Source organism: Embleya sp. NBC_00896 (assembly GCF_045207785.1).
In the GTDB taxonomy this organism is placed as follows: domain Bacteria; phylum Actinomycetota; class Actinomycetes; order Streptomycetales; family Streptomycetaceae; genus Embleya.
The window spans coordinates 3,345,991-3,368,190 of sequence record NZ_CP108776.1 but is presented as its reverse complement, the minus strand read 5'-3'; the positions used below and the strand labels follow the sequence as shown (position 1 = coordinate 3,368,190).

General features: G+C 72.2%; 26 protein-coding genes. 15 read left to right on the top strand and 11 right to left on the bottom strand.

Annotated features, from left to right (window positions below; translation table 11 throughout):
* Window positions 1-259: 259 nt before the first annotated feature.
* The 6 genes from OG928_RS15275 to OG928_RS15250 all read right to left on the bottom strand — a co-directional run bounded on the left by OG928_RS15275 (window position 260) and on the right by OG928_RS15250 (window position 7,191).
* A complete protein-coding gene (locus OG928_RS15275; RefSeq protein WP_406283967.1) occupies window positions 260-1,081 on the bottom strand; it encodes an NUDIX hydrolase in 822 nt (273 codons plus the stop codon).
* Window positions 1,074-2,060: a CHAD domain-containing protein gene (locus OG928_RS15270; RefSeq protein WP_406283966.1), complete on the bottom strand. Its 987-nt coding sequence runs from the start codon at window positions 2,058-2,060 to the stop codon at window positions 1,074-1,076. The genes OG928_RS15275 and OG928_RS15270 overlap by 8 nt, the downstream gene beginning before the upstream one ends.
* Window positions 2,047-4,221 carry an RNA degradosome polyphosphate kinase gene (locus tag OG928_RS15265; protein ID WP_406283964.1) on the bottom strand — a complete coding sequence of 725 codons (2,175 nt, stop codon included), beginning with the start codon at window positions 4,219-4,221 and terminating at the stop codon, window positions 2,047-2,049. Before OG928_RS15265 ends, OG928_RS15270 begins: the two co-directional genes overlap by 14 nt.
* Window positions 4,222-4,305: 84 nt before the next feature.
* Window positions 4,306-5,247, bottom strand: a complete 942-nt coding sequence (gene mshD / locus OG928_RS15260; protein WP_406283962.1) for a mycothiol synthase — start codon at window positions 5,245-5,247, stop codon at window positions 4,306-4,308.
* Window positions 5,248-5,292: 45 nt separating this feature from the next.
* Entirely contained in the window at window positions 5,293-6,312 is a 1,020-nt protein-coding gene (locus OG928_RS15255) for a LacI family DNA-binding transcriptional regulator (RefSeq protein WP_406283960.1), read from the bottom strand.
* Window positions 6,313-6,477: 165 nt separating this feature from the next.
* A complete protein-coding gene (locus OG928_RS15250; RefSeq protein ID WP_406283958.1) occupies window positions 6,478-7,191 on the bottom strand; it encodes a winged helix-turn-helix domain-containing protein in 714 nt (237 codons plus the stop codon).
* A gap of 236 nt (window positions 7,192-7,427) precedes the next feature.
* On the opposite strand from OG928_RS15250, the gene OG928_RS15245 reads away from it, so the two are divergent.
* From OG928_RS15245 to OG928_RS15210, 8 genes are all read left to right on the top strand, one after another.
* On the top strand, window positions 7,428-8,186 hold the full coding sequence (locus OG928_RS15245) for an alpha/beta hydrolase family protein (RefSeq protein ID WP_406283956.1): 759 nt from the start codon (window positions 7,428-7,430) through the stop codon (window positions 8,184-8,186).
* A 119-nt stretch (window positions 8,187-8,305) separates the two neighbouring features.
* Window positions 8,306-8,566, top strand: a complete 261-nt coding sequence (locus tag OG928_RS15240; RefSeq protein ID WP_406283954.1) for a MoaD/ThiS family protein — start codon at window positions 8,306-8,308, stop codon at window positions 8,564-8,566.
* On the top strand, window positions 8,563-9,921 hold the full coding sequence (locus OG928_RS15235) for a hypothetical protein (RefSeq protein ID WP_406283952.1): 1,359 nt from the start codon (window positions 8,563-8,565) through the stop codon (window positions 9,919-9,921). Before OG928_RS15240 ends, OG928_RS15235 begins: the two co-directional genes overlap by 4 nt.
* Window positions 9,922-10,037: 116 nt before the next feature.
* A complete protein-coding gene (locus OG928_RS15230; RefSeq protein WP_406283950.1) occupies window positions 10,038-10,688 on the top strand; it encodes a sigma-70 family RNA polymerase sigma factor in 651 nt (216 codons plus the stop codon).
* Window positions 10,685-11,542: an anti-sigma factor family protein gene (locus tag OG928_RS15225; RefSeq protein ID WP_406283948.1), complete on the top strand. Its 858-nt coding sequence runs from the start codon at window positions 10,685-10,687 to the stop codon at window positions 11,540-11,542. The genes OG928_RS15230 and OG928_RS15225 overlap by 4 nt, the downstream gene beginning before the upstream one ends.
* Before the next feature lie 410 nt (window positions 11,543-11,952).
* The gene (locus tag OG928_RS15220) at window positions 11,953-12,792 is read left to right on the top strand and encodes a sulfurtransferase (protein ID WP_406283947.1); all 840 of its coding nucleotides are present in this window, start codon (window positions 11,953-11,955) and stop codon (window positions 12,790-12,792) included.
* A 42-nt stretch (window positions 12,793-12,834) separates the two neighbouring features.
* Window positions 12,835-13,128, top strand: a complete 294-nt coding sequence (locus tag OG928_RS15215; RefSeq protein WP_406283945.1) for a DUF1416 domain-containing protein — start codon at window positions 12,835-12,837, stop codon at window positions 13,126-13,128.
* A 233-nt stretch (window positions 13,129-13,361) separates the two neighbouring features.
* Window positions 13,362-13,685, top strand: a complete 324-nt coding sequence (locus OG928_RS15210) for a DMT family transporter (RefSeq protein ID WP_406283944.1) — start codon at window positions 13,362-13,364, stop codon at window positions 13,683-13,685.
* 49 nt (window positions 13,686-13,734) lie between these two features.
* Here the strand turns inward: OG928_RS15210 and OG928_RS15205 are convergent, their stop codons facing one another.
* Window positions 13,735-14,097, bottom strand: a complete 363-nt coding sequence (locus OG928_RS15205; protein ID WP_406283942.1) for a DsrE family protein — start codon at window positions 14,095-14,097, stop codon at window positions 13,735-13,737.
* Window positions 14,098-14,343: 246 nt separating this feature from the next.
* On the opposite strand from OG928_RS15205, the gene OG928_RS15200 reads away from it, so the two are divergent.
* From OG928_RS15200 to OG928_RS15190, 3 genes are read left to right on the top strand one after another with little or no spacing between them, the layout of a single operon-like run.
* The gene (locus OG928_RS15200) at window positions 14,344-14,859 is read left to right on the top strand and encodes an FABP family protein (RefSeq protein ID WP_406283941.1); all 516 of its coding nucleotides are present in this window, start codon (window positions 14,344-14,346) and stop codon (window positions 14,857-14,859) included.
* Between the two features lie 34 nt (window positions 14,860-14,893).
* Window positions 14,894-15,319, top strand: a complete 426-nt coding sequence (locus OG928_RS15195; RefSeq protein ID WP_406283939.1) for a Fur family transcriptional regulator — start codon at window positions 14,894-14,896, stop codon at window positions 15,317-15,319.
* A gap of 32 nt (window positions 15,320-15,351) precedes the next feature.
* Entirely contained in the window at window positions 15,352-16,302 is a 951-nt protein-coding gene (locus OG928_RS15190; RefSeq protein ID WP_406283937.1) for a YgfZ/GcvT domain-containing protein, read from the top strand.
* Between the two features lie 58 nt (window positions 16,303-16,360).
* On the opposite strand, the gene OG928_RS15185 is transcribed toward OG928_RS15190, so the two are convergent.
* Together OG928_RS15185 and dtd are read right to left on the bottom strand one after the other, a co-directional pair.
* Entirely contained in the window at window positions 16,361-16,549 is a 189-nt protein-coding gene (locus tag OG928_RS15185; protein WP_406283935.1) for a hypothetical protein, read from the bottom strand.
* Window positions 16,550-16,644: 95 nt separating this feature from the next.
* Entirely contained in the window at window positions 16,645-17,070 is a 426-nt protein-coding gene (gene dtd / locus OG928_RS15180; protein ID WP_406283934.1) for a D-aminoacyl-tRNA deacylase, read from the bottom strand.
* 82 nt (window positions 17,071-17,152) lie between these two features.
* Between dtd and OG928_RS15175 the strand changes: the two genes are divergently transcribed.
* The 4 genes from OG928_RS15175 (at window position 17,153) to OG928_RS15160 (ending at window position 19,179) form a co-directional block, all read left to right on the top strand.
* On the top strand, window positions 17,153-17,674 hold the full coding sequence (locus OG928_RS15175; RefSeq protein ID WP_406283932.1) for an ABC transporter substrate-binding protein: 522 nt from the start codon (window positions 17,153-17,155) through the stop codon (window positions 17,672-17,674).
* Between the two features lie 103 nt (window positions 17,675-17,777).
* Window positions 17,778-18,218: a helix-turn-helix domain-containing protein gene (locus OG928_RS15170; RefSeq protein ID WP_406283930.1), complete on the top strand. Its 441-nt coding sequence runs from the start codon at window positions 17,778-17,780 to the stop codon at window positions 18,216-18,218.
* Between the two features lie 8 nt (window positions 18,219-18,226).
* Window positions 18,227-18,724, top strand: coding sequence for a hypothetical protein (locus tag OG928_RS15165; protein ID WP_406283928.1), 498 nt, complete (start codon window positions 18,227-18,229; stop codon window positions 18,722-18,724).
* A 104-nt stretch (window positions 18,725-18,828) separates the two neighbouring features.
* On the top strand, window positions 18,829-19,179 hold the full coding sequence (locus OG928_RS15160) for a DUF2516 family protein (RefSeq protein ID WP_406283927.1): 351 nt from the start codon (window positions 18,829-18,831) through the stop codon (window positions 19,177-19,179).
* Between the two features lie 15 nt (window positions 19,180-19,194).
* Here OG928_RS15160 and OG928_RS15155 read toward each other — a convergent pair whose 3' ends face one another.
* Window positions 19,195-20,817 (bottom strand): ATP-binding protein, encoded by a 1,623-nt coding sequence (locus OG928_RS15155; protein ID WP_406283925.1) that lies wholly within the window; start codon window positions 20,815-20,817, stop codon window positions 19,195-19,197.
* Window positions 20,814-22,079: a PP2C family protein-serine/threonine phosphatase gene (locus OG928_RS15150; RefSeq protein ID WP_406290988.1), complete on the bottom strand. Its 1,266-nt coding sequence runs from the start codon at window positions 22,077-22,079 to the stop codon at window positions 20,814-20,816. Before OG928_RS15150 ends, OG928_RS15155 begins: the two co-directional genes overlap by 4 nt.
* Window positions 22,080-22,200: the final 121 nt, after the last annotated feature.

Below are 22,200 nucleotides of genomic sequence, written 5' to 3'. Positions count from 1 at the left end.
TGGCGCGACGATCCGAGTGATCGCCGTCATCCATGAAGTTAAGCCGCGCGAATGAAGCGATCCGCCGGGGAAAGTGAACCGAGGGTGAACTCGAACGGTCGAGTCAGATAAGCCGACTCCTGGGTGAATTGTCCGACCATCTAGGTATTTACCGCCCCTGAACTGGGGCTTTGTCGGGCCGGTCGGACGACGTTCATCTGCCGTTCAGATCGAGGTCGCTCGACGTTCCGTGAACCGTGTCCTCGGCTTGACCGAGTGCTCAGCTTCCCGTGGGGTACGGGGCGTAACGCCCCATCGCGACCACCCGCCCCGCCGCGGCGTGCAGAACCGCGAACTCGCCGGGCAGCAACGGCTCGGCCGCGAGCCGGGTGCCCACCACTCCGGGAGCGGCCCGGGGCAGGTCGGGAACGGGCGTGCACAGCAGCGTCGGACGTCCGCCGCGGAGCGCGTCGGCCACCGAGCGCGGCGCCGCCGAGACCCGCGCGCGCACGGCCGCCACGTACGGCGCGACGGTCGCGGCCGCGGCCGGCTCGGTGCACCCGTGCACCTCGACCGGACCGAACGCGGCGAGCATCGGCACCAGATCCTCCGCGAACGCCGGACCCGCGCGCAGCACGAGCACCGGCACCGTCGCGGGCGGCGGACCGCCGCGGAACGCGTCGATCAGCGACGCGGTGTACGCGGGATCCGTCGTGCGCGCGGCGGCCTCCTCCGGCAGCCCCCACCACATCCGGTCCACCTCGTGGTTGGGCGTGAACGTCCCCGCCACGGCCTCGGCGACCCAGTAGCGGTTGATCTTGAGTCGATCGTGCGAGTGCGTCGGGTAGCTGCGCACCCCCAACTCGCGGCCCAGGATGGCCCGGAAGCCGGTCTCCTCGCCGATCTCGCGCACCGCGGCCACCACCGCGGGCTCACCCGGCTCCAGCTTCCCCTTCGGAAACGACCAGTCGTCGTAGCGCGGGCGGTGCACGAGCCCCACCTCCGGCCCGTTCGCGGTCCGCCGCCACAGCACCCCGCCCGCGGCGAGCACCGGATCGAGTGCGGGCCGCCCGACGCGGCCGGCCCGCGCCGGATCATCCATCGAGCCACGCCCTCGCGTCGGCGGCGCTCGCCTTGGGCCACACGAGCGCGAACGCGTGGCGCTGGGCCGTCGCCGCGTGCCGCTCGTGCGCGTACAGCTCGCCCAGGACGAAGGCGGCCGGGCCCCCGATCCGCGGCCGGGCCGCCAGCTCCGCGACCACCTCCGCCGCGATCGTCGCGTCCTGGTGCACGCCGAGCACCTCGGTCACCGCCTTGAGCCGCCGGGTCAGCCGGGCGGCCGGGGCGCCGAACGCGGGCACGCACATGTCGGCGGCGTAGCGCGCCCGCTTGGCCAGGATCCGGACCCGGTGCCACTCCTCGTCGTCGGTGCCCGCGTACGGCGCGAACGCCGCGCTGTCCGCCGGGTAGGGCACCCGGGCCGCCGCCACCGGGAGCCGCTCGGCGGCGCGGTCGAGCCGGCGCACGGTCCGCGCGACCAGCCTCGGTACCACCTCGGCGCCCGGGCCCGCCGCCCGCTCGGTGAAGGTCAGGCCCAGGGCCGGTTCGACCAGGCACGCGGACAACGCCGCGAACGACTCGGATCCCAGGGCCTCCAGGGCCAGCGCGCGGCCGGCGTCCAGGTCGCCGCGCAACCGGCGCCGGACGATCGCCCGGGCCCGCGCCGAGCCGGGTCGCTCGGGCAGCGTGTCCAGGTCGGCCAGCAGGCGCTCGAGCAGCACCTCGGCGTTCCGCTCGGCCGCGAGCGCGTCCGCCGCGTCCCGCAACCTCGCCCGCAGCCGGTCGGCCCGCTCGCGCTCCAGCAGCGGTCCGCAGGTGGCCAGTGCGCTGCGGATCCGCCGGGCGGCCACGCGCGCGCTGTGCGCCGCGTCCTCCTCGCCCGCGCCGAGCCGGGGCAACTGGTCGATGAACGCGCCCGCCTCGCCGACCAGGTGCGCGAGCAGGATCGTGCCGGCCGAGGGGTCCTCGGCCGCCGGGCGTGGTCGAGGGATCGTCGCCTGCGACTGCTTACTCCGGGCCACGTCTGCGCCTCCGGGTCTCGATGAGGTGCTCTTGCACGTCACGAAGCCGGGTGCCGTCGGCGGCGGTCGATCGCCTGGTCCAGGTGCCGTCCCGGTCCAGGTGCCAGGAGGCGGTCTCCTCGCTCATGCCCAGGTCCATGAAGGACGTCATCTCGTCGCGGTGTCGATCGCCGCGCAACCGCACCGCGGCCTCGACCCTGCGGTCGAGGTTGCGGTGCATGAGGTCGGCACTGCCGATCCACACCTCGGGCTCGCCGCCGCCGGCGAATACCCATATCCGAGAGTGTTCCAAAAAACGGCCGAGAATACTGCGGACCCGGATGGTCTCGGACAGACCGGGGACCCCGGGGCGCAGCGCGCAGATGCCCCGGATCCACAGATCCACGGGGAGCCCGGCCTGCGAGGCCCGGTACAGCGCGTCGATCACCAGCTCGTCGACCAGCGAGTTCGACTTGAGCCGGACGTACGCCGGCAGGCCCTGTTCGTGGTTGGCCGCCTCGCGCTCGATCCGCTCGATCAGCCCGTTGCGCAGCGAGTGCGGCGCCACGAGCAGCCGCCGAAACGATTGTGCGCGCGAGTACCCGGAGAGCCGGTTGAACAGGTTCGACATGTCCTCGCCGACCTGCGGGTCGGCGGTCAGCAGGCCCAGGTCCTCGTAGAGCCGGGCGGTCTTCGGGTTGTAGTTGCCGGTGCCGATGTGGCAGTAGCGGCGCAGCGCGTCGCCCTCCTGGCGGACCACCAGGGACAGCTTGGAGTGCGTCTTGAGGCCCACCACGCCGTGCACGACGTGGCAGCCGGCCTGTTCGAGCTTGCGGGCCCAGGTGATGTTGGCGTGCTCGTCGAAGCGGGCCTTGAGCTCGACCAGCACCAGCACCTGCTTGCCGGACTCGGCGGCGTCGACGAGCGCGTCCACGATCGGCGAGTCGCCGGAGGTGCGGTACAGGGTCTGCTTGATCGCGAGCACGTTCGGATCGGCCGCGGCCTGCTCCAGGAAGGCCTGCACCGACGTCGCGAACGAGTCGTAGGGGTGGTGCACGAGGATGTCCCGCTTGCGCATCGCGGCGAACACGTCGGCGGCCTGCGCGGTCTCGACCTCGGCCAGGTCGCGGTGGGTGCCGGCGACGAAGCGGCCGAACTTGAGCTCGGGTCGCTCCAGGTCGGCGATCGCGTGCAGGCCGGTCAAATCCAGCGGGCCGGGCAGCGGATAGACCTCCTTCTCGCTGACGCCCAGTTCGCGCACGAGCAGGTCGAGCACGTGCGGGTCGATCGTCTCCTCGACCTCCAGGCGCACCGGCGGCCCGAACCGGCGGCGCATCAGCTCCCGCTCCAGAGCCTGGAGCAGGTTCTCCGCGTCGTCCTCCTCGACCTCCAGGTCCTCGTTGCGAGTGACCCGGAACGCGTGGTGGCCGAGCACCTCCATGCCCGGGAACAGGTCGCCCAGGAACTCGGCGATCACCTCTTCCAGCGGCACGAACCGGGCCGGCGACGTCTCCACGAAGCGCGGCAGCAGCGGCGGCACCTTGACCCGCGCGAAGTGCTCGTTGCCCGAGCGCGGGTTGCGCACGATCACCGCGAGGTTGAGCGAGAGCCCGGAGATGTACGGGAACGGGTGCGCCGGGTCCACCGCCAGCGGGGTGAGCACCGGGAAGACCCGCTCGCGAAACAGCGCGTACAGCGACTGCCGCTCGCCGTCGGTGAGGTCGTCGAAGCGCAGGAGCTGGATGTCGGCCTCGGCGAGCGCGGGCAGCACGTCGTGGTGCAGGCACGTCGCGTGCCGGGCCATCAGCGCGCGGCTGCGGGCCCAGATGTTCTCCAGCACCTCGCGCGGCTGCAGCCCGCTCGCCGCGCGCACCGCGAGGCCGGTCGCGATCCGGCGCTTGAGGCCGGCCACCCGGACCATGAAGAACTCGTCGAGGTTGGACGCGAAGATGGCCAGGAACCTGGCCCGCTCCAACAGCGGGGTGGCCGGGTCCTCGGCCAGTTCGAGCACCCGCTCGTTGAAGGCCAGCCAGCTGCCCTCCCGGTCCAGGAACCGGTCCGGGGGCAGCTCGGACCCCGAGTCCGCGGGCACCGCCGAGACCTGACCCCTGCCGTCCTTCGCCGGAGGTACGGCCACGGTCAGGTGGCGGGACGAGCGTGCGGCGGGGGTCTCGGCGTTCATCAGACCATTGTCTTTTCGAGCGGGTCTATCCGCACCTGTACGAACCCGACCCGAAACAGATGTTCGCCAGGTTTCATGTCGTGTTCAGCGGCGGTACATCACATCGATCGTATGCACACGGAAGCCCAGACGGGTATACACCTTGACCGCGGCCTCGTTGTCCGCGTCCACGTACAGCAGCACCTCGGCGAGCGGCGTGCAGCCCACCGTGCGCTCGGCCAGATGGCGCAACCCCACTGCGGTCAGCAGCGCGCCGAGGCCGCGGCCCTGCGCCGCAGGGTCGACGCCGACCACGTACACCTCGCCCAGCGGGCCCGACTCGTCGGTCGCGGGGTGCGTCTTGGTCCAGTGGAAGCCGAGCAGCTCGCCGGTCCCCGCGTCCTCGGCGAGGAAGAAGCCGCTCGGGTCGAACCACGGCTCGTCGAAGCGGCGGCGCAGGTCGTCCGGGGTCCAGGCGCCCTGCTCGGGGTGGTGCGCGAAGGCCTTCGCGTTGAGCGCGAGCCACGCCTGGTCGTCCGCGCCGGGGCGGAAGGTGCGCAGTCGCACGTCGGCGGGCGGGACGAACTCGGGCACGGTGGCGGCGGCCGAGCGGCGCATCTGCCACAGCTCGCGGAACGCGGTGAAGTCCAGGGCCGCGGCCAGGCGCTCGGCCGCGGGCAGCTTGCCGTGCGCCCACACCCGCAGCCGGCCGCCGTCGTCGATCCGGGCCGCCTCGGCCACCAGCGCGTCGAGCAGCACTCGGCCCAGGCCCTCGCCGCGGGCCTTCGGCGCGACGAAGAGTTCGGCGGACGGGCCGTCGACGGGGTCGGAGCCGTCCAGGTGCGCGAAGCCGACGATCTCGGTGTCGGCGCGGGCGATCAGCTCGCGCGCGGCGGGCGCGCCGTGCCGCAGCCCCAGGCGGGACTGTTCGGACAGCGGCGCGGCGCCGTCGGCCCCGGCCGCCGCCTCCGCGAGCGTCAGTACGGCCGCGACGTCCTCCGTCGAAGCCCGGTCCACCGTCTCGATCGACACATCCGCGAGGTCCATGCCCTCAACGGTACTGAGCGTCGGTCGGTGCCGCCGCCTTGCCCGTCAGCCGCAGCCGCAGCTGCGTCGGACCACGAGCGTGGACGGGAAGGTGCGCACGCGCGGTGCGCCGGCCGCGGCCGGTTCGCGCTCGAGCGCCAACTCCACCGCGGCCCGCGCCATGCCCGCGCGGTCGGAGGTCACGGTGGTGAGCGGCGGGTCGGCGATGGCCGCCTCGGCGATGTCGTCGAAGCCGACCACCGCGAGGTCGTCGGGCACCCGCAGGCCCACCTCGCGGGCCGCGTGCAGGACACCCATCGCCTGGTCGTCGGTCGAGCAGAACAGCGCGTGCGGCCGATTCGGCCCGGACAGCAGCGACAACGCGACCTGGTAGGCGCCGAATCGACCGAAGGGCGCCTCGTGCAGAAGCCCGTCCGTGGACAGCCCGCGCTCGTCCATCGCCCGGCGCCAGCCGGTGACGTGGTCGGTCACCGGGTCGCCGGAGTGCGGCGTGGTGGGCGGGCCGCCGAGGCAGTCCACCCGGGTGAGGCCGTGCGTGTCCAGCAGGTGGTGGACGGCCGTGTAGGCGCCCTGGACGTCGTCGAGTATGACCGCGTCCCCGCCGAGCGCGTCGGGTTGCCGGTGCATCAGGACCACCCGTACGTCCCGGGCGGCGATCTCGCGCGCGGCCCGTTCGGAGGGGCCCTGGCTGACCAGTACGAGGCCGGACACCTGCATGCCGAGGAACGCGCGCACGTAGTGCAGCTCGCGGTCGTCCTCGTAGTCGGAGTTGCCGATCAGGACCAGCCGGCCCTGCTCGAACGCGGCCTGCTCGACGGTGTGCGCGAGCTCGGCGAAGAACGCCTGCCGGGCGTCGGGCAGCACGAGGCCGATCAGGTTGGTACGCCGACTGGCCATGGCCTGGGCCACGCTGTCGGGCCGGTAGCCCAGCTTGTCTATCGCGGCGAGCACACGCTCGCGCGTGGCCGGCGCGACCGGGCGCGGGCCGTTGTTGACGACGTAGGAGACCACCGCGGTGGAGGTCCCCGCCAGGCGGGCGACATCGTCGCGGGTCACTTTGGGCACGCGGTCATTGTAGGTACCACGAGCGGCGCGGCTCATGGGAGTTCACAACCTGGACGCGGGACGCGGGCAGTACTCCGCGTTGTTCCGGATAAGTCTGTTTTGTGCTTCAGGGAATGGGATGTGACGTCCCGTCGGATCGTCGGGACGCCGAGCGCCGCGACCCGATCACGAGCGTTCGGCGAGGGCCGGTTCGCCGACGCCGCGGTCGGGCACCACGAAGCGGTAGCCGACGTTGCGGACCGTACCGATCAACGACTCGTGCTCGGGGCCGAGCTTGGCGCGCAGCCGCCGCACGTGCACGTCCACCGTGCGGGTGCCGCCGAAGTAGTCGTAACCCCACACCTCCTGCAGCAGCTGGGCCCGGGTGAACACCCGGCCCGGGTGCTGCGCGAGGTACTTGATGAGTTCGAACTCCTTGAACGTCAGGTCGAGCACGCGACCGCGCAGCTTCGCGCTGTAGGTGGCCTCGTCGATGGTCAGATCGCCGTTGCGGATCTCGGTCGGCTCGTCCTCCGCGCCCTGCGCGGCCTGGAGCCGGCCGATCGCGAGCCGGAGCCGGGCCTCGACCTCCGCGGGCCCCGCGGTGTCGAGCAGCACGTCGTCGACGCCCCAGTCGGCGGTCAGCGCGGCCAGGCCACCCTCGGTGGCCACGAGCACCAGCGGGGCGCCGACCCCGGTGGTCCGCAGCACCCTGCACAGACTGCGCACCTGGGGGAGGTCACGCCGGCCGTCGACCAGAATGACGTCCGCGGCGGGCGCGTCGACCAGGGCGGAAGCCTCCGCGGGGGCGACCCGGACCTGATGCAGCAGAAGGCCGAGTGCGGGCAGCACCTCGGCCGACGGCTGGAGCGCGTTCGTGAGCAGCAGCAGAGCACTCAACGGGACACCTCCACTAAAACACGAAAGGACCCGGGGCATCGTCGCCCGGATCCTTCATTGGTCGCCGACTCGTCCGAATCCGTAACCGTTCGGGAACCACTTCCGGGGTCCTTTGGGGTGTGCCCGTCATCGGGGGATGAGCCTTCGGGGTCAGGATAGCGAACATGCCTCAAGGAACCGACCGACCCGGGGATCTTCCCGCACTGCGGACACATTCGGGTCCGGCTTTCACCGGAATGCCTGCACCCGAGCAGGCAGTCCTGATCACCGACGACGACGTGCGGATCAGTGCCGTGCACCTGTCCGGCACCGATTCGCGGTCGCGCGAGCGAGTCTTCGTGGTGGCCCACGGATTCACCGGTTCGTGGCGCCGGCCGGCGGTGGGCGCGGTGATGGCGGGCCTGCGCGGGCACGGCGGCGTGCTCGGCTTCGACTTCCGCGGCCACGGCTCGTCCGCGGGCCTGAGCACGGTCGGCGACCGCGAGGTGCGCGACCTGGAGGCGGTGCTCGGATGGGCCCGGCGGCTGGGCTACCGCCGGATCGTCACGGTGGGCTTCTCGATGGGCGGCAGCGTCGTGCTGCGGCACGCGGCGCTGTACGACGGGGTCGCGGCCGTCGTCGCGGTGAGCGCCCCGGCGCGCTGGTACTACCGCGGGACCCCGCCGATGCGCCGGGTGCACTTCGCGATCGAGCGGCCGGCCGGTCGCGTGCTCGCCCGGTTCGTGACCCGCACCCGGATCTCCCCGCAGGAGTGGAATCCGGTCCCGCTCGCGCCCTTCGAGGCGGCCGCCGCGATCGCGCCCACGCCGCTGCTGGTCGTGCACGGCGACAACGATCCGTACTTCCCGCTGGATCACCCACGGCAGATCCACCACGCGGCCCGGGCGCCCAAGGAGCTGTGGATCGAGCCGGGGCTGGGACACGCCGAGAACGCGGTCGGCGCGGAGCTGCTCGACCGGATCGGGCGATGGGCCCGGACGCACACCGAAGGGTGATCCGCGCACCGAGGGGTCCGGTCGGCGCGCGAAGGGCGTCATCATGGATGCTGCACACTTCGGCGCCGGCGGCGTGGGAGTCGCGGACGCACAGACGGACACACAGGAGGACGGGCGCGATGGCGGTCGGCACCATGCGGTACTGGGCCGCGGCGAAGGAAGCCGCGGGCACGCCCGAGGAGCCGTACGACGCGGCCACCCTCGCCGAGGCCTTGCGGCGGGCCCACGAGCGGCACGTCGACTCGACCCGCTTCGGCGCGGTCGTCGCGAACTGCTCGTTCGTCGTGGACGGCGACCCCGTGGGCCTGCGCGACCACGCGGCGATCACCCTGACCGACGGCGGCACCGTCGAGGTCCTGCCGCCCTTCGCCGGCGGATGAGCGGCCGGCGCGGGCGCCCGGCGGGCGACCACTACGAGGAGCCGGGCGGCTACGACCCGGCGGCGACGTACCAGGGCGAGCAGGGCCATCCGGTCGAGTCCGCCCCGGCGTACGGCGAGCAGCCGGTGGACGGGTACGGGCAGCCGATCGGGCAACCCGTGGAGCACTACGGGCAGCCCGTCGAGGGCTACGGCGGCTACGCCGAGCCCGCGCAGTACGCGCAGCCGGCCGAGTACGGCGCCTACGGGTACCAGCAGGAGTCCTATCCGCAGACGTACGCGGAGCCGGTCGTCGAGCCGCCGGTCGCCGGGTACGGCCACCAGGACTCGACGAGCGTGCTGCCGGCGATCACCGAGCCCGGCCCGGGCGGGTACGGCTACGACGGTGCCACGAGCCTGCTGCCGGCGATCGTGGACACCGGGGTCGAGGCCGACCCGGCCGGTGCCGAGCCGTATGGGTACCCGGACGAGCCGGCCGACGCGTACGACCCCGACTTCGACCTCGGGCACGGTCACGAGTCCGCGGACGAGCCCGCCTACGTGCCCGCGCAGCGTGCGCCCGTGTCGGCGCCGCGCGAGCCGCGCGAGCCGCGCGCGGCCCGGACGCCGATCTGGGATCCGCCGGGCCTGCTGCCCGCGCTGTGCACGGTCGGCCTCGCCGCCGTGCTCGCGGTGACCGCGATCGCCGGGAAGCCGGCGCTCGTGCTCGGCGTCGCCTTCCTCCAAGTGGTCACCGCCGCCGGATGGTTCCGGCTGAACGGGATGTGGCCCGCGCGGCAGGGCATCGCGCTGGTGGTGCTCGCCTCGTTCGCGACCGACGTCGCGGTGTTCGCCAAGGGCGAGCAGGGACTGGCGAGCGTGCCGGCGGTACTCGCGGTGACGCTGCTCGTGCTGCTGGCGCTACAGGCCCGGAGCGGGGCCCGCCCCGGCGAGTTGCTGCCCGCGCTCACGGTGACCACGTCCGCGGCGCTGATCTCCGCGTTCGACGTCGCCTATCTGGTCGCGGGCGACCTCGAAGGCGGTCCGATGGACCCGGGCGCGGCGGTGGTGCCCGCGGTGCTCGCGGCCGGCGTCGCGACCCTGGTCCGGGCGGTGCCGCTGCCGGCGATCCTCGGGCCGATCGCGGCCTGGCTGCTCGGCACGGCCGCCGGCGCCGCGGCGGGTGTGGCGCTCGGGGGCGACGCGCCCTACGCCGGGCTGCTCGGCGCGGGGGCGGCGGTGCTCGGGCTGCTCGGTGGCCGGGTCGCCGGCTACGACCATCCGTCCAGGTTCGTCCACTTCACCGCCGGTGTATCCCTGCCGCTCGCGCTCGCGGCCCCGGCCGCGTATCTGCTGGGCAGGGTCATGATCGGCTGATTAGGTGTGCGGCGGCGCCGCAGTCACGGGAGGATGCGGCCATGCCGTGGATACGCCGCCGGTCCCGTCCCGGGACGCGGGATGAACCGCCGGGCCCGCCCGCTCGTGATGCGGGTGTGGTGCACCGTTCCGACGTGCTGAGCGCCGAGGCGCAGGCGGATCCGGCGGCGGCCCGCGCCTTCCTCGCGCGGCCCGCGCCGGAGGCCGACATCCCGGCCGCCGACCCGCTGCACTCCGCCTCCCGGATCTCCACCGCCGACGAGGCGGTCATCCGGGCCCTGTACCTCGAACACGCCGGGCCGCTCCTGGGCTTCGCGTTGCGACTGACCGGCGGCGACCGGGCCTGGGCCGAGGACGTGGTCCAGGAGACGCTGCTGCGCGCCTGGCGCCACCCCGAGGCCCTGGACCCCGCTCGCGGCTCGGTCCGCGGCTGGCTCTGCACGGTGGCCCGCAACGTGGTGATCGACGTCGGGCGGGCCCGCCGGGCGCGCCCGCCCGAGACCGGCGACGCGGTGTTGGCGACGGTGCCCGACGAGGGCGCCGAGGCCGAGTTCGACCGGGCCGTGCTCGCGTGGGACGTCGCCGAGGCGATGGCCGCGCTGAGTCCCGAGCACCGGGCCGTGCTGCTGGAGACGTACTACCGGGGCAGTTCGGTGGCCGACGCCGCCAAGGCCCTGGGCGTGCCCGAGGGCACGGTGAAATCACGGACGTACTACGCGCTGCGAGCGCTGCGCGTGGCCTTGGAGGAAAGGGGGTTGGTCCCGTGACGGACACCGGGGACGAGAGCGCGGCGCCGAACGGCACCACTCCCGGCGGTGCGACCCCGCCGAACCCCGCCCCGGCCAGGCCCCCGCACCCGCCGGGCGGTCCGCCGCGGATCGGCTGCGCGGTCGCGCGCCTGGACCTGGGCGCGTTCGTGCTCGGCGCGCTGGCCGAGGACGAGGCCGGGCAGGTCCGCGCGCACCTGGCCACGTGCCCGCGCTGTCGGGCCGAGTACGACGAACTCGCGGGCCTGCCCGGCCTGCTCGCCCGGCTGACCGAGGCCGAGGCACGGGCGAGCGGGGTGGCCGCGAACGGCGCGACGCCCACCCGCCTGCTGGCCGACGCCGCCGGGCGCGCCGGGCGGCGCCGACGGTTGCGCCACGTAGCGGTCGCCGCCGCGGCCGTGCTCGTCGTGCTCGCGGGCGCGCTGGGTTGGGCGCTCGGCGACGCCGGGGGCGACGGCACGACCGCAGCGCCGCCGGCGAGTACGGCCCCGCCGCAGCCCTCCCCGTCGACCACCGCGCCCGCGTCGCCGCCGCCGGGCGGGCGTACCGTCCGCGCGAGCGACCCGCGGTCCGGCGCGGGCGCCGAGCTGCGCTACGCCGCGACCGCGTGGGGCAGCAGCGTGGACCTGACCCTGTCCGGCATCCGCCCCGGCACGCGCTGCCAGCTGGACGTGTACGGCACGAAGGGTCGAGTGGAGACGGCGTCGTCGTGGCAGGTACCGGCCGGCGGGTACGGCCCGGCCGACGAGATTCGCGGCGGGACCAGCATTCCGGTCGGCGAGATCACCCGATTCGCGGTCAGGATCGTCGGCGACGGCGAAGAACTGTTGGAAATTCCCCCTGCGCAACCATGACAAATCTGGACCATTTGCCCGCTTGTCTCAGCAGGCGGACAATTTTGTCTCGCATCCTGGAACAGGCATGACAGGGGCGGTCGCCGTCCCTACGATCGAACCTGTGAAGCGACAGGCGGATGACCTCACCAAGCGGCGCGCAGTGGACCTGTGCCGCACGCAGACCTGCCTGTGTTGCGCTGACTGACTTGTCGACAGTCGTCGTTCGACGGCCCGCCCTCGGCGGACCACGACCGGCCGTCGGCCCTCGGGACCCGAACCGTGTGACGACGCGGTGGAACGGGCGCCCGACCCCCGCGTAGCAATCGCACCATCACACCCGTGTGCCGCGGCGCCGCAGCATGCCCGGGTGTACCCCAAATCAGCGTGAATCCCGCGAACCCCGCGCACTTCTTCACCGGAGGTATCCCATGAGCCGCTCCGACGTTCTCGTAGACGCAGACTGGGTCCAGGCCCACCTGGACGACCCGAAGGTCGTGCTCGTCGAGGTCGACGAGGACACCAGCGCCTACGTGAAGAACCACATCCGCGGGGCGGTGCGCATCGACTGGCGCGACGACCTGCAGGACCCGGTCAAGCGCGACTTCGTCGACGAGGCCGGCTTCGGCGCGCTGCTCTCGGCCAAGGGCATCGCCAACGACGACACCGTGGTGCTGTACGGCGGGAACAACAACTGGTTCGCGTCCTACGCCTACTGGTACTTCAAGCTCTACGGCCACGGCGACGTCAAGCTGCTCGACGGCGGTCGCAAGAAGTGGGAGCTCGACTCGCGTGAGCTCGTCGTCGAGGTCCCCGAGCGCGCCGCGACGAACTACGTCGCCAAGCCGCAGGACACCTCGATCCGCGCCTGGCGCGACGACGTCCTCGCCGCGATCGGCACGCTGAACCTGGTCGACGTGCGTTCGCCCGACGAGTTCTCCGGCAAGCTGCTCGCCCCGGCGCACCTGCCGCAGGAGCAGTCGCAGAAGGCCGGCCACGTGCCGACCGCGAAGAACATCCCGTGGTCGAAGGCCGCCAACGACGACGGCACCTTCAAGTCCAACGAGCAGCTCACCGCGCTCTACGAGGGCGAGGGTGTGGACCTGGCGAAGGACACCATCGCCTACTGCCGCATCGGCGAGCGCTCGGCGCACACGTGGTTCGTCCTGCACGAGCTGCTGGAGCAGGGCAACGTCCGCAACTACGACGGCTCGTGGACCGAGTACGGCGCGCTGGTCGGCGTGCCGATCGAGCTCGGCGACGGCAAGTGACCGACGGCTACACCACCTACCCGACTTCAGGGAGCAAGAACGATGTGCGGTGCGAAGGCCGGCGGCCCGGATCTGGCAGGAGTTGACGTGGCGAAGGAAACCATCATCCAGGGGGCGGTGACCAAGGGCGGTCAGCCGATCAACGGCTATGTGCGCCTGCTCGACGCGGGCGGCGACTTCACCGCCGAGGTGCCCACCTCCGCGACCGGTCAGTTCCGGTTCTTCGCGGCCCCGGGCAACTGGACCGTGCGGGCGCTCGTCCCCGGCGCGACCGTGGACCGCAGCGTCGTGGTGGCCGAGAAGGGCACCGTCGCAGAGGTCGAGATCGCCGTCTGACCCCGACGGGTCGGGTCTCCATCGGACGTACACCTTCGGATCCCGCGACCCGGTCGGTGCCACAGCGGCTCCGCCCCTCCCCACGTGCTCGGGGGAGGGGCGGAGTCGTTTGGTGTGTCCCGTTCGTGGTGGGGGCAGAAAGGTTTCCGTATCTCCCGTGGATGCACTCGGGGCACTCGGGAAACTCGGGATACTCGGGGCACATGGGTAGGGCGCGACGCGGGGAGGCACATGTGGCATGGGTGATCGTGATCATCGCGGGGATCCTGGAGACCGGATTCGCTATCATGCTCAAGCAGAGTCACGGATTCACCCGGCTGTGGCCCACGGTGGGCTTCGCGGCGTGCGCGCTGGGCAGCTTCGGATTGCTCACGTACGCGCTCAAGAGCCTGGAGGTCGGCCCCGCCTACGCGGTGTGGACCGGGATCGGCGCGGCGGGCACCGCGCTGGTGGGCATCTGGCTGCTGAACGAGGGCGCCTCCCCGCTCAAGCTGATCTCGATCGGCCTGGTCCTGCTCGGCGTGATCGGCCTCAACATCTCCGGGATAAGCCACTGAGCCCGGCGCACGGCGGTCGGCGCCGGCCGCGGGTCGGTACAGCCGCGGGTCAGTACACCAGCGCCTGGGCGCCGTCCGCGAGCGCCTCCTGGACGAACACCTGCGCGCCCGCGATCCGGACGCCGGGCAGCACGTCGTCGCCGGTGATCTCGCGCCGGGCCGCGCACTGCGTGCACAGGGTCACCCGGCCGCCCGCGATCAGCGCGGCCAGCAGATCCGGCAGCGGCGCGGCGTGCGGGAGCTCGAACTCGGCGGCGCGGCCCGGCAGCGCGAACCACGACGACTCGCCGGTGAGCCACAGCGACACGTCGACCCCCGACGCGAGCGCCACCGACGCCACCGTGAACGCCTGGGAGCAGCGCTCCGGCGCGTCCTGACCTGCGGTGACCTTGACCACGAGAGATCGCTTCACGATCCGCAGCCTATACACTGAGGCCGTTTGGCGACCCGCCGGCCGGATCCGGTCGATACGTAACGTACGAAGCACGAGGAGCACCCGGGCGATGCACATCTTCTTCATTGCGCTGCTGGCCGTGGTGGGCGTCCTGGTCGCCTGGTTCGCCGCCCTGACCGTGTCCAAGCTGTACAAGGGCCAGAACTGACCCGTGGCCGGGTAGGCTGATCCGCCGTACCCGACCCCGGAAGCGGCTTCTCTCACATGATCGAAATCCCGGACGACCTGCACTTCGACGCCGTCCCGCTCGCGTTCCTGCTCGGCACCTGGGAAGGCGCCGGCGTCGGCGACTATCCGACGATCGAGGCGTTCCGCTTCGGGCAGCAGGTCACCTTCGGCTACATCGCGAACAAGCCGTTCCTGACCTACACGTCGCGCACCTGGCTGCTCGACGACGCGGGCGAGCGGGTCCGGCCGCTGGCGACCGAGACCGGGTTCTGGCGCTCGAAGTTGGACGGTTCGGTCGACGTCACGCTCGCGCACCCCACCGGGATCGTGGAGGTCTGGCTCGGCAAGGTGGACGGCCCGCGCCTGGAGATGCGCACCGACGTCGTCGCGCGCACCGAGGACGCGAAGGAGTACACGGCGGGCCACCGGCTCTACGGTCTGGTCAAGGGCGAGCTGATGTACGCCTTCGACATGGCCGCCATGGGGCAGCCATTGCAGGCGCACGTGTCCGCTCAGCTCAAGCGGGTCGACGCGGACCTCGCCGCCGAATAGCACGGCGCCCGGTCCGCACTCGTAAACTTCCGGCGTGAGCACTGACTGGAAGCACGAACTTCGGGAGAAGGGCTACCGGCTCACGCCGCAGCGCCAACTCGTCCTCGAAGCGGTGAACACCCTGGGGCACGCGACGCCGGACGAGATCCTGGTGGAGGTGCACAAGACCGCCGGCGGGATCAACATCTCGACGGTCTACCGCACCCTCGAACTGCTCGAACAACTCGACCTGGTCACCCACGCCCACCTGGGGCACGGCGCGCCGACCTATCACCCGGCGGACGTCGGGGGGCACCTGCACCTGGTGTGCCGGGACTGCGGCACGGTGATCGAGGTCGAGACCGAGGTCGCGGCAGCGCTGGGCGAGCGGATGCGCGCCGAGCACGGCTTCGACGTCGACCTCGCGCACTTCGCGATCTTCGGCCGCTGCGCCGACTGCACGGCCGCCCGGGTTCCCTGAGGTCCACTCGGCCGGTCTCGTACTGTGGGGGTATGCCCACGAGTCCTTTGCTGTCCCTGCCCCGAGCGGTCGCCGCGGAAGCCCCCGACGCCGGCGTCGCCGCGCACTATGGCGACCCCCTGCGCGAACAACGCCGGCTGGAGGCGGGCGAGGGATTCGTCGACCTGTCGCACCGTGACGTGATCAAGGTGAGCGGCCCCGACCGGCTGAGCTGGCTGCACTCGCTCACCACGCAGCACCTCACCGCGCTGAAGCCGCACGAGGCGACCCTGACGCTCGTGCTGAGCCCGCACGGGCACATCGAGCACGCGCTGTACGGCGTGGACGACGGCGAGGCTTTCTGGGCCCACGTGGAGCCCGGCGAGGCGCCCGCCCTGGTCGCGTTCCTCGACGGCATGCGCTTCCTGCTGCGCGTCGAGGTCGCGGACGTGTCCGCCGACTTCGCGATCGTGTACGAGGCGGCCGACCCCGGCGACACGCCCGAGGACGTACTCGTGCGCACGAGCGCCCACGGGCGCGAGCTGTTCCTGCCCCGCGAGCGCCTGGAGGCGTACGGGCGCGACCACGCGAACCCGGCCGGCATGTGGGCCTACGAGGCGCTGCGGATCGCCGCGCACCGGCCGCGGCTCGGCCGCGAGACCGACCACCGCACGATCGTGCACGAGCTGGGCCTGATCGACACCGCCGTGCACCTCGACAAGGGCTGCTACCGCGGCCAGGAGACGGTCGCGCGCGTGCACAACCTCGGCCGCCCGCCGCGCCGCCTGGTCTTCCTGCACCTGGACGGCACGCCGGAGGCGCTGCCCGCGCACGGCGCGCCGGTCGAACTCGAGGGCCGCCAGGTCGGATTCGTGACCAGCGCGTCGCGCCACCACGAACTCGGCCCGATCGCGCTGGCCCTGATCAAGCGCAACACCGCGGTGGACGCGGAACTGCTCGCCGGCGGCGTGCCGGCGACCCAGGAGGTCGTGGTCCCCGCGTAGGGCCCAGGGCGTCTCCAGTGCCGTGGCCGGGAACCGGTGAACGTTCCCGGCCACGGTACTAGCGGATCTCGCGGCGGCGGATGCGGTGGATGCGCCGCCGCTGCGAGCGGTCCAGGGCGAAGTAGGCGACGACGGGCAGGCCGATCGCGACGGCCACCACGGTCCAGGCGATCCAGGACGGCAGCAGGATCAGCGCGATGATGGCGATGACGATCCCGCCCGCGATGTACGGGCCACGGTGCGACATGGGTCCAACCCCTTTCGGTCGGTGTACCTGACGCCATTCTCCGTCGATACCCGCGCGGGGAACATGGGGACAACCCCCGCCGTCCCGCGCCCGCCCTACATGTCCACCACGAGCGTCATCGGGCCGTCGTTGACGAGCGCGACCTTCATGTCCGCGCCGAACACCCCCGTGCCCACCTGCGCGCCGAGGTCGCGCAGCTCGGCGACGACCGCGGCCACGAGCGGCTCGGCGACCGGTCCGGGCGCGGCCTCGTTCCAGGTCGGCCGGCGGCCCTTGCGGGCGTCGCCGTAGAGCGTGAACTGCGAGATCACCAGGAGCGGCGCGGCCAGGTCCGAGCAGGACTTCTCGCCGTCGAGCACGCGCATGGTCCACAGCTTCGCGGCCATCCGGCGCGCGATCTCGGGGGTGTCGGAGTGCGTGACCCCGACCAGTACGCACAGTCCGGGGCCCACGATCGAGCCGACGATCTCCCCTTCGACGGTCACGGATGCTTCGGTCACAACCTGCAGGACGGCGCGCATGGCCCCATTCTGCACACCCGTCCGGAGCGATTCCGAGCCATCTGGCACGCGGTGGTCTGTCCGACATGACACGATGCGTCTCATGGTGGATCTTCCCGACGGAGTGGCCCCGGAGGCCATCCGCGCACTCACGCTGAGTCGGGTTCGCGAACTCATGCGTGACGCCCAGCGCGAGGAGAACGATCTGTCCTATCTGCGGAGGCTGCTCCAAGGGCGGATCGACATCCTGCGCGCGGAACTGGCCCGGCGCTCGGGGCAGGACGGCGCCGAGCCCGAATCGCCGGTGGTCGGTCGGCTGCCGGAGATCCTGTCCGAATCCAGACCGCCCACGCGGGGCGCGCGACACGTCAACGTCCAGCCGCCGCGCACCGATCGCTACCGCAGCTGGATCGAGCAACTGCTCGCGGACGTGGGCCTGTCCGACCTCGCCGCGCATACCGACGCGGAACTGGGGGAGGCGCTCGACAAGCTCGGCAGCCACGAGCACGAGGTGTCCTCGCGCCGGCACCGCCTCCAGCGGACCGCCGACGACTGCGCCACCGAGATCACCCGTCGCTACCGCGAGGGCGAGGCCAAGGTGGAGGACCTGCTGTCCGGCCGCTAGGGCGTGGGCCACCACCGCGGGAGCGGACCGGTGGATTCGACTCCGGATATCTTTGCTAGCAGCGTGCTTGCAATAGCAAGCAGGGTCTGTGCATGCTGGAGCCATGGCTGGTCTGAACGTCGGCTCGTTGGGTGAGTACATCCGGGAGCAACGCCGCAACGCGCAGTACTCGCTTCGGCAACTCGCCGAGGCGGCCGGGGTCTCGAACCCCTATCTGAGCCAGATCGAGCGCGGCCTGCGGCGGCCGAGCGCGGAGATCCTGCAACAGATCGCGAAGGCCCTCCGCATTTCTGCCGAAACGCTCTACGTGCAGGCGGGCATCCTCGACGAACGCGAAGAGGGTGACCGCGAGGTGCGCACCGCGATCATGGCGGACCCGGCGATCAGCGACCGCCAAAAGCGCGTCCTCATAGAAATCTACGAGGCATTCCGCAAGGAGAACGCGCAGGACGGCGCGGCGCAGGACGGCAAGGGCGCCGCCGAAGGAACCGAGAACGGCAAGGACGGTCGGTCCGCAACCGACCACCTCGATCCCGACGAGTGAGGAACACCATGGCGATCGCCACGGAACTGAAGAAGACCCTGACCGACACCACCCCGCTGTACGCCGTCGCCGGCGCGGGCGACCTGATGGTGGAGAAGCTCCGCGAACTGCCGGAGAAGCTCCGGGTCGAGATCACCACCGACCCGAAGGTGCTGCGCGAGCGCTTCCAGACGCTCCCCGACCGCACCCAGACCTTCGCCAAGTCCCAGGTGGACAAGGCCAAGGAGCTCTACGAAGACCTCGCGGCGCGGGGCGAGAAGCTGGTGAAGCGGGTCGACCGCCAGGAGAGCACCAAGCGGGCCAAGTCGGCCGTGAACACCACCGAGAGCAAGGCCAAGGCCACCACGACCGCGGCCAAGCGCGGCGTGGCCAACGCCAAGGCGCAGGCCAAGGCCACCGCCACGGCCGCCGGCAAGACCGCCGACGCCGCGGCCGACGCGATCGAGCAGGGCGCCAAGAAGATCGGCGACTCGGCCGCCAAGCCGACGCCCGGCGCGGGCGCCTGACACACCGGAGTGCGACCTCGGGAGACCCGAGGTCGCACTCCGCGTGCCAGACTGGTTCTCCGGCACGACGTGGCGGCACGGGGCGGCCGCGCAGAGGAGGATCGATGGAACTGGCCATGGCCGATGGTCTGCTGACGGCCAAGTTCAACGAGCTGATGACGTGGCTCTTCCTCGGCATCCTGTTGCTGAAGGTCTTCTGCCTGTTCGACGCCGCCTTCCGGCGCGAGGACGCGTACCGCGCCGCGGACAAGCAGAAGAAGTCGTTCTGGCTGATCCTGCTCGGTGTCGCGGTCGTGGTCGACGTCCTGCCGACCGGCCTGGGCCTGCTGCTCATGCTGGCCGGCCTGGTCGCGGCGATCGTCTACCTCGTGGACGTCCGGCCCGCGCTCAAGCAGGTCGGCGGTCGGCGCGGCGGCGGTGGCGGCCGGAACATGGGGCCCTACGGCCCCTGGTGAACCGCCCCGGCGCGGTCAGCGCGCCGGGAGCTCGACCACCGCCTCGGCGGGTGGCGGCACCGAGTCGTGCGGCTCGGCCGCGGCCGTCGCGGGCGGGTCCTTCGGGGGCGGGCCCGGCAGGGTCCAGCGGATCGTCGTCCCACTCTCGGTGTCGGGGTCGAGCCAGATCCGCCCGCCGTGGTACTCGACGATCTTCTTGCACATCGCCAGGCCGATGCCGGTGCCGGCGTAGGCGTCCTTGGGGTGCAGGCGCTGGAAGATGACGAAGATCCGGTCCGCGTACTGCGACTCGATCCCGATGCCGTTGTCGGTGCAGGAGAACTCCCACTGCTCGCCGTCCCAGCGGGCGCCGAGGTGCACGCGCGGGACGGCCTCGGCGCGGAACTTGATCGCGTTGCCGACCAGGTTCTGCACCAGCTGACCCAGCAGCAGCGCGTCGCCCACGACCGTGGGCAGCGGGTCGGCGGTGACCTCCGCGTCGCTCTCCTCGCGGGCGGCGGCCAGCGCGTGCAGCGCGTGGTCCAGGCACCGGCCGAGGTCGACGTCGCCGCGTTCGGTGTCGAGCCGGCCCACCCGGGAGAACGTGAGCAGGTCGTTGATCAGCGTCTGCATGCGCTTGGCGCCGTCCACCGCGAACGCGATGTACTGGTCGGCGCGTTCGTCCAGCTGCCCCTTGTAGCGCTTCTCCAGGAGCTGGCAGAAGCTCGCGACCTTGCGCAGCGGTTCCTGCAGGTCGTGCGAGGCCACGTAGGCGAACTGCTCCAGTTCGGCGTTGGACCGGCGCAGGTCCTCGGCCTGTTCGTCGACGAGCACGCGCGCGGCCTCGGTACTGCGCAGTTCCTCGACGATCCGGTCCCGCATCGAGTTCACGTCGTGCGTCAGCGCGGTGATCTCGGCCGGGCCCCGGCCGGTCAGCTCGTGGCCGTAGTCGCCCTTGGTGACCCGACGCACCTGCTCGCCCAGGTGTTCCAACGGCTGGGTGACCATTCGCCGGAACAACAGCCCCACCACCACCAGCAGGCCCGCGAACAGCACGGCCACCGAGATCAGCGTCGCGGTGAGCATGCGGGCGTCCTCGGCGAGCTCGGCGCGGGCGGCCAGGCGGGCGTCGTTCAGGTGCGTCTGCTGGTTCGTGATCGCCTGGCGCAGCGCGTCGAACAGGCCCTTGCCCTGATCGGACAGGAGACTGTCGGGGTCGCTCCGACCCTGGGCCAGGGCCGGCTCGGCGTAGGAGGAACGCCACGCCTGGGCTTTGGCGCGGACGTCGGCGAGGTCCGCCCGCAGTCGGTCGCCCTCGGCGGAGGACGGCAGCAGTTCGTCCAGGCGGGTGTAGGCCCGGTCCTCCTCGGCGCGGCCCACCGTGTACGGCTCGCGGAAGCTCGGGTCGCCGCTGATCAGCCTGCCGCGGACGCCGGTCTCCTGGTCGATCAGCGCGTTCTCCAGGCGCAGCGAGGTGTTGGCGGCCGGTTCGAGCCGGTCCAGGACGGTGTCCCGCGAGTCGTTCAGCCGGGATATCGCGAACGCTCCGACCGCCGCGGAGATCACGATCACCAGCGCCAGCAACCCGAGCGCCAGGCCGACGACCTGGCGCATGCGGGGGCCGCGCCGCCGCTTCGTGCGTGTCTCGATCCCGGTCACGCAGTACCGTCCTCACCCGTCGTCTGGCCCGGCAGGACCGGATGTCCGCCCTGCACGCCGTGCAGCGGGCGGTCCGGATCGTGCCGCAGCAGCAACACCGCCACGTCGTCGTTGAGGCTGCCCCCGTGCAGGGCTTCCACCTCGGCGACGGCGGAATCGATCAGGTCGTATCCGGACCGCCCGGCCGCGACCAGTCGTCCGATCAGGGGCAGCAGGCCCTCGGTGCCGAGCCGTTCGGGACCCGGGCCGATCCGGCCTTCTATCAGCCCGTCGGTGTACAGCAGCAGCGACCAGTCGCGGCCGAGCTCCATCGACTCGTAGCCCCAACGGCCGTCCGGGAACAGGCCCAGGGCCGGCCCGGTCGCGCCCTCGGACAGTGGGGCGACGCCCTTGGGGGTCAGCAGCAGCGGGGCCGGGTGGCCCGCGAGATAGACCCGACCGTGTCTGCGGTCCGGCTCGATGATCGTCATGCACAGGGTCGCGAACATCTCGTCCGAGCGCCGCTCGTGCTCGAAGATGCGTTCCAGCGTGGTGAGCAGTTCGCCGCCGGTGAGGCCGGCGAAGATCAGCGAACGCCAGGCGATCCGCAGGTTGACCCCGAGCGCGGCCTCGTCCGGACCGTGTCCGCACACGTCGCCGATCATCACGTGCACGCGCCCGTCGGCGGTCTGCACCGCGTCGTACAGGTCCCCGCCGAGCAGCGCGCGCTGTCGGCCCGGGCGGTAGCGGGCGCGGAAGTCGAGGGAGGGGTCGCGCAGGATCGGCGCCGGCAGCAGCCCGCGCTCCAGACGCGCGTTCTCCTGTGCGCGCAGCTCCGACTCGACCAGCCGGCGCTGCGACTCGTCGGCCCGCTTGCGCTCCAGGGCGTAGCGGATCGCCCGGGACAGCAGCGAGCCGTCGATCTCCTGCTTGACCAGGTAGTCCTGGGCGCCGGCGGCGACCGCGGCCGAGCCGCGATGCGCGTCGGACAGGCCGGTCAGCACGATCACCGCGGTCCGCGGCGCGAACGAGAGCAGTCGGTGCAGGCCGTTGAGGCCCTCCGCGTCGGGCAGCCCGAGATCGAGCAGGACACAGCCGATGTCGTCACCGAGCTTGACCATGGCCTCGGCCATCGATCGGGCCCACACGATCTCCATCGGGTCGGGGGAGTCCGCGAGCAACTCCTCGACCAGGAAGGCGTCCCCGGCGTCGTCCTCGATCAGCAGGACGCGCAGCGGGTGCGCGGCGAGCGCGACCGGATCCGAGTCCACCGCGACGGACATCGGTACCGCGCGATACTCGGCCTTCCCGACCGCTCCGCCGTCGCCGCCGTACGCGGGGCGCACGCCACCACCTCCGGAATTGATGTCACCGAGCGGATCGTTGTCGTCCGGCAATCGAAAA

What these genes read in the sequence shown, in the direction of transcription:
- OG928_RS15275 (WP_406283967.1), bottom strand. Translation starts at nt 1,081, where the DNA reads ATGGATGATCCGGCGCGGGCCGGCCGCGTCGGGCGGCCCGCACTCGAT.
- OG928_RS15265 (WP_406283964.1), bottom strand. Translation starts at nt 4,221, where the DNA reads ATGAACGCCGAGACCCCCGCCGCACGCTCGTCCCGCCACCTGACCGTG.
- mshD (WP_406283962.1), bottom strand. Translation starts at nt 5,247, where the DNA reads ATGGACCTCGCGGATGTGTCGATCGAGACGGTGGACCGGGCTTCGACG.
- OG928_RS15245 (WP_406283956.1), top strand. Translation starts at nt 7,428, where the DNA reads ATGCCTGCACCCGAGCAGGCAGTCCTGATCACCGACGACGACGTGCGG.
- OG928_RS15240 (WP_406283954.1), top strand. Translation starts at nt 8,306, where the DNA reads ATGGCGGTCGGCACCATGCGGTACTGGGCCGCGGCGAAGGAAGCCGCG.
- OG928_RS15235 (WP_406283952.1), top strand. Translation starts at nt 8,563, where the DNA reads ATGAGCGGCCGGCGCGGGCGCCCGGCGGGCGACCACTACGAGGAGCCG.
- OG928_RS15220 (WP_406283947.1), top strand. Translation starts at nt 11,953, where the DNA reads ATGAGCCGCTCCGACGTTCTCGTAGACGCAGACTGGGTCCAGGCCCAC.
- OG928_RS15215 (WP_406283945.1), top strand. Translation starts at nt 12,835, where the DNA reads ATGTGCGGTGCGAAGGCCGGCGGCCCGGATCTGGCAGGAGTTGACGTG.
- OG928_RS15200 (WP_406283941.1), top strand. Translation starts at nt 14,344, where the DNA reads ATGATCGAAATCCCGGACGACCTGCACTTCGACGCCGTCCCGCTCGCG.
- OG928_RS15190 (WP_406283937.1), top strand. Translation starts at nt 15,352, where the DNA reads ATGCCCACGAGTCCTTTGCTGTCCCTGCCCCGAGCGGTCGCCGCGGAA.
- OG928_RS15185 (WP_406283935.1), bottom strand. Translation starts at nt 16,549, where the DNA reads ATGTCGCACCGTGGCCCGTACATCGCGGGCGGGATCGTCATCGCCATC.
- dtd (WP_406283934.1), bottom strand. Translation starts at nt 17,070, where the DNA reads ATGCGCGCCGTCCTGCAGGTTGTGACCGAAGCATCCGTGACCGTCGAA.
- OG928_RS15175 (WP_406283932.1), top strand. Translation starts at nt 17,153, where the DNA reads ATGGTGGATCTTCCCGACGGAGTGGCCCCGGAGGCCATCCGCGCACTC.
- OG928_RS15170 (WP_406283930.1), top strand. Translation starts at nt 17,778, where the DNA reads ATGGCTGGTCTGAACGTCGGCTCGTTGGGTGAGTACATCCGGGAGCAA.
- OG928_RS15165 (WP_406283928.1), top strand. Translation starts at nt 18,227, where the DNA reads ATGGCGATCGCCACGGAACTGAAGAAGACCCTGACCGACACCACCCCG.
- OG928_RS15160 (WP_406283927.1), top strand. Translation starts at nt 18,829, where the DNA reads ATGGAACTGGCCATGGCCGATGGTCTGCTGACGGCCAAGTTCAACGAG.
- OG928_RS15150 (WP_406290988.1), bottom strand. Translation starts at nt 22,079, where the DNA reads ATGTCCGTCGCGGTGGACTCGGATCCGGTCGCGCTCGCCGCGCACCCG.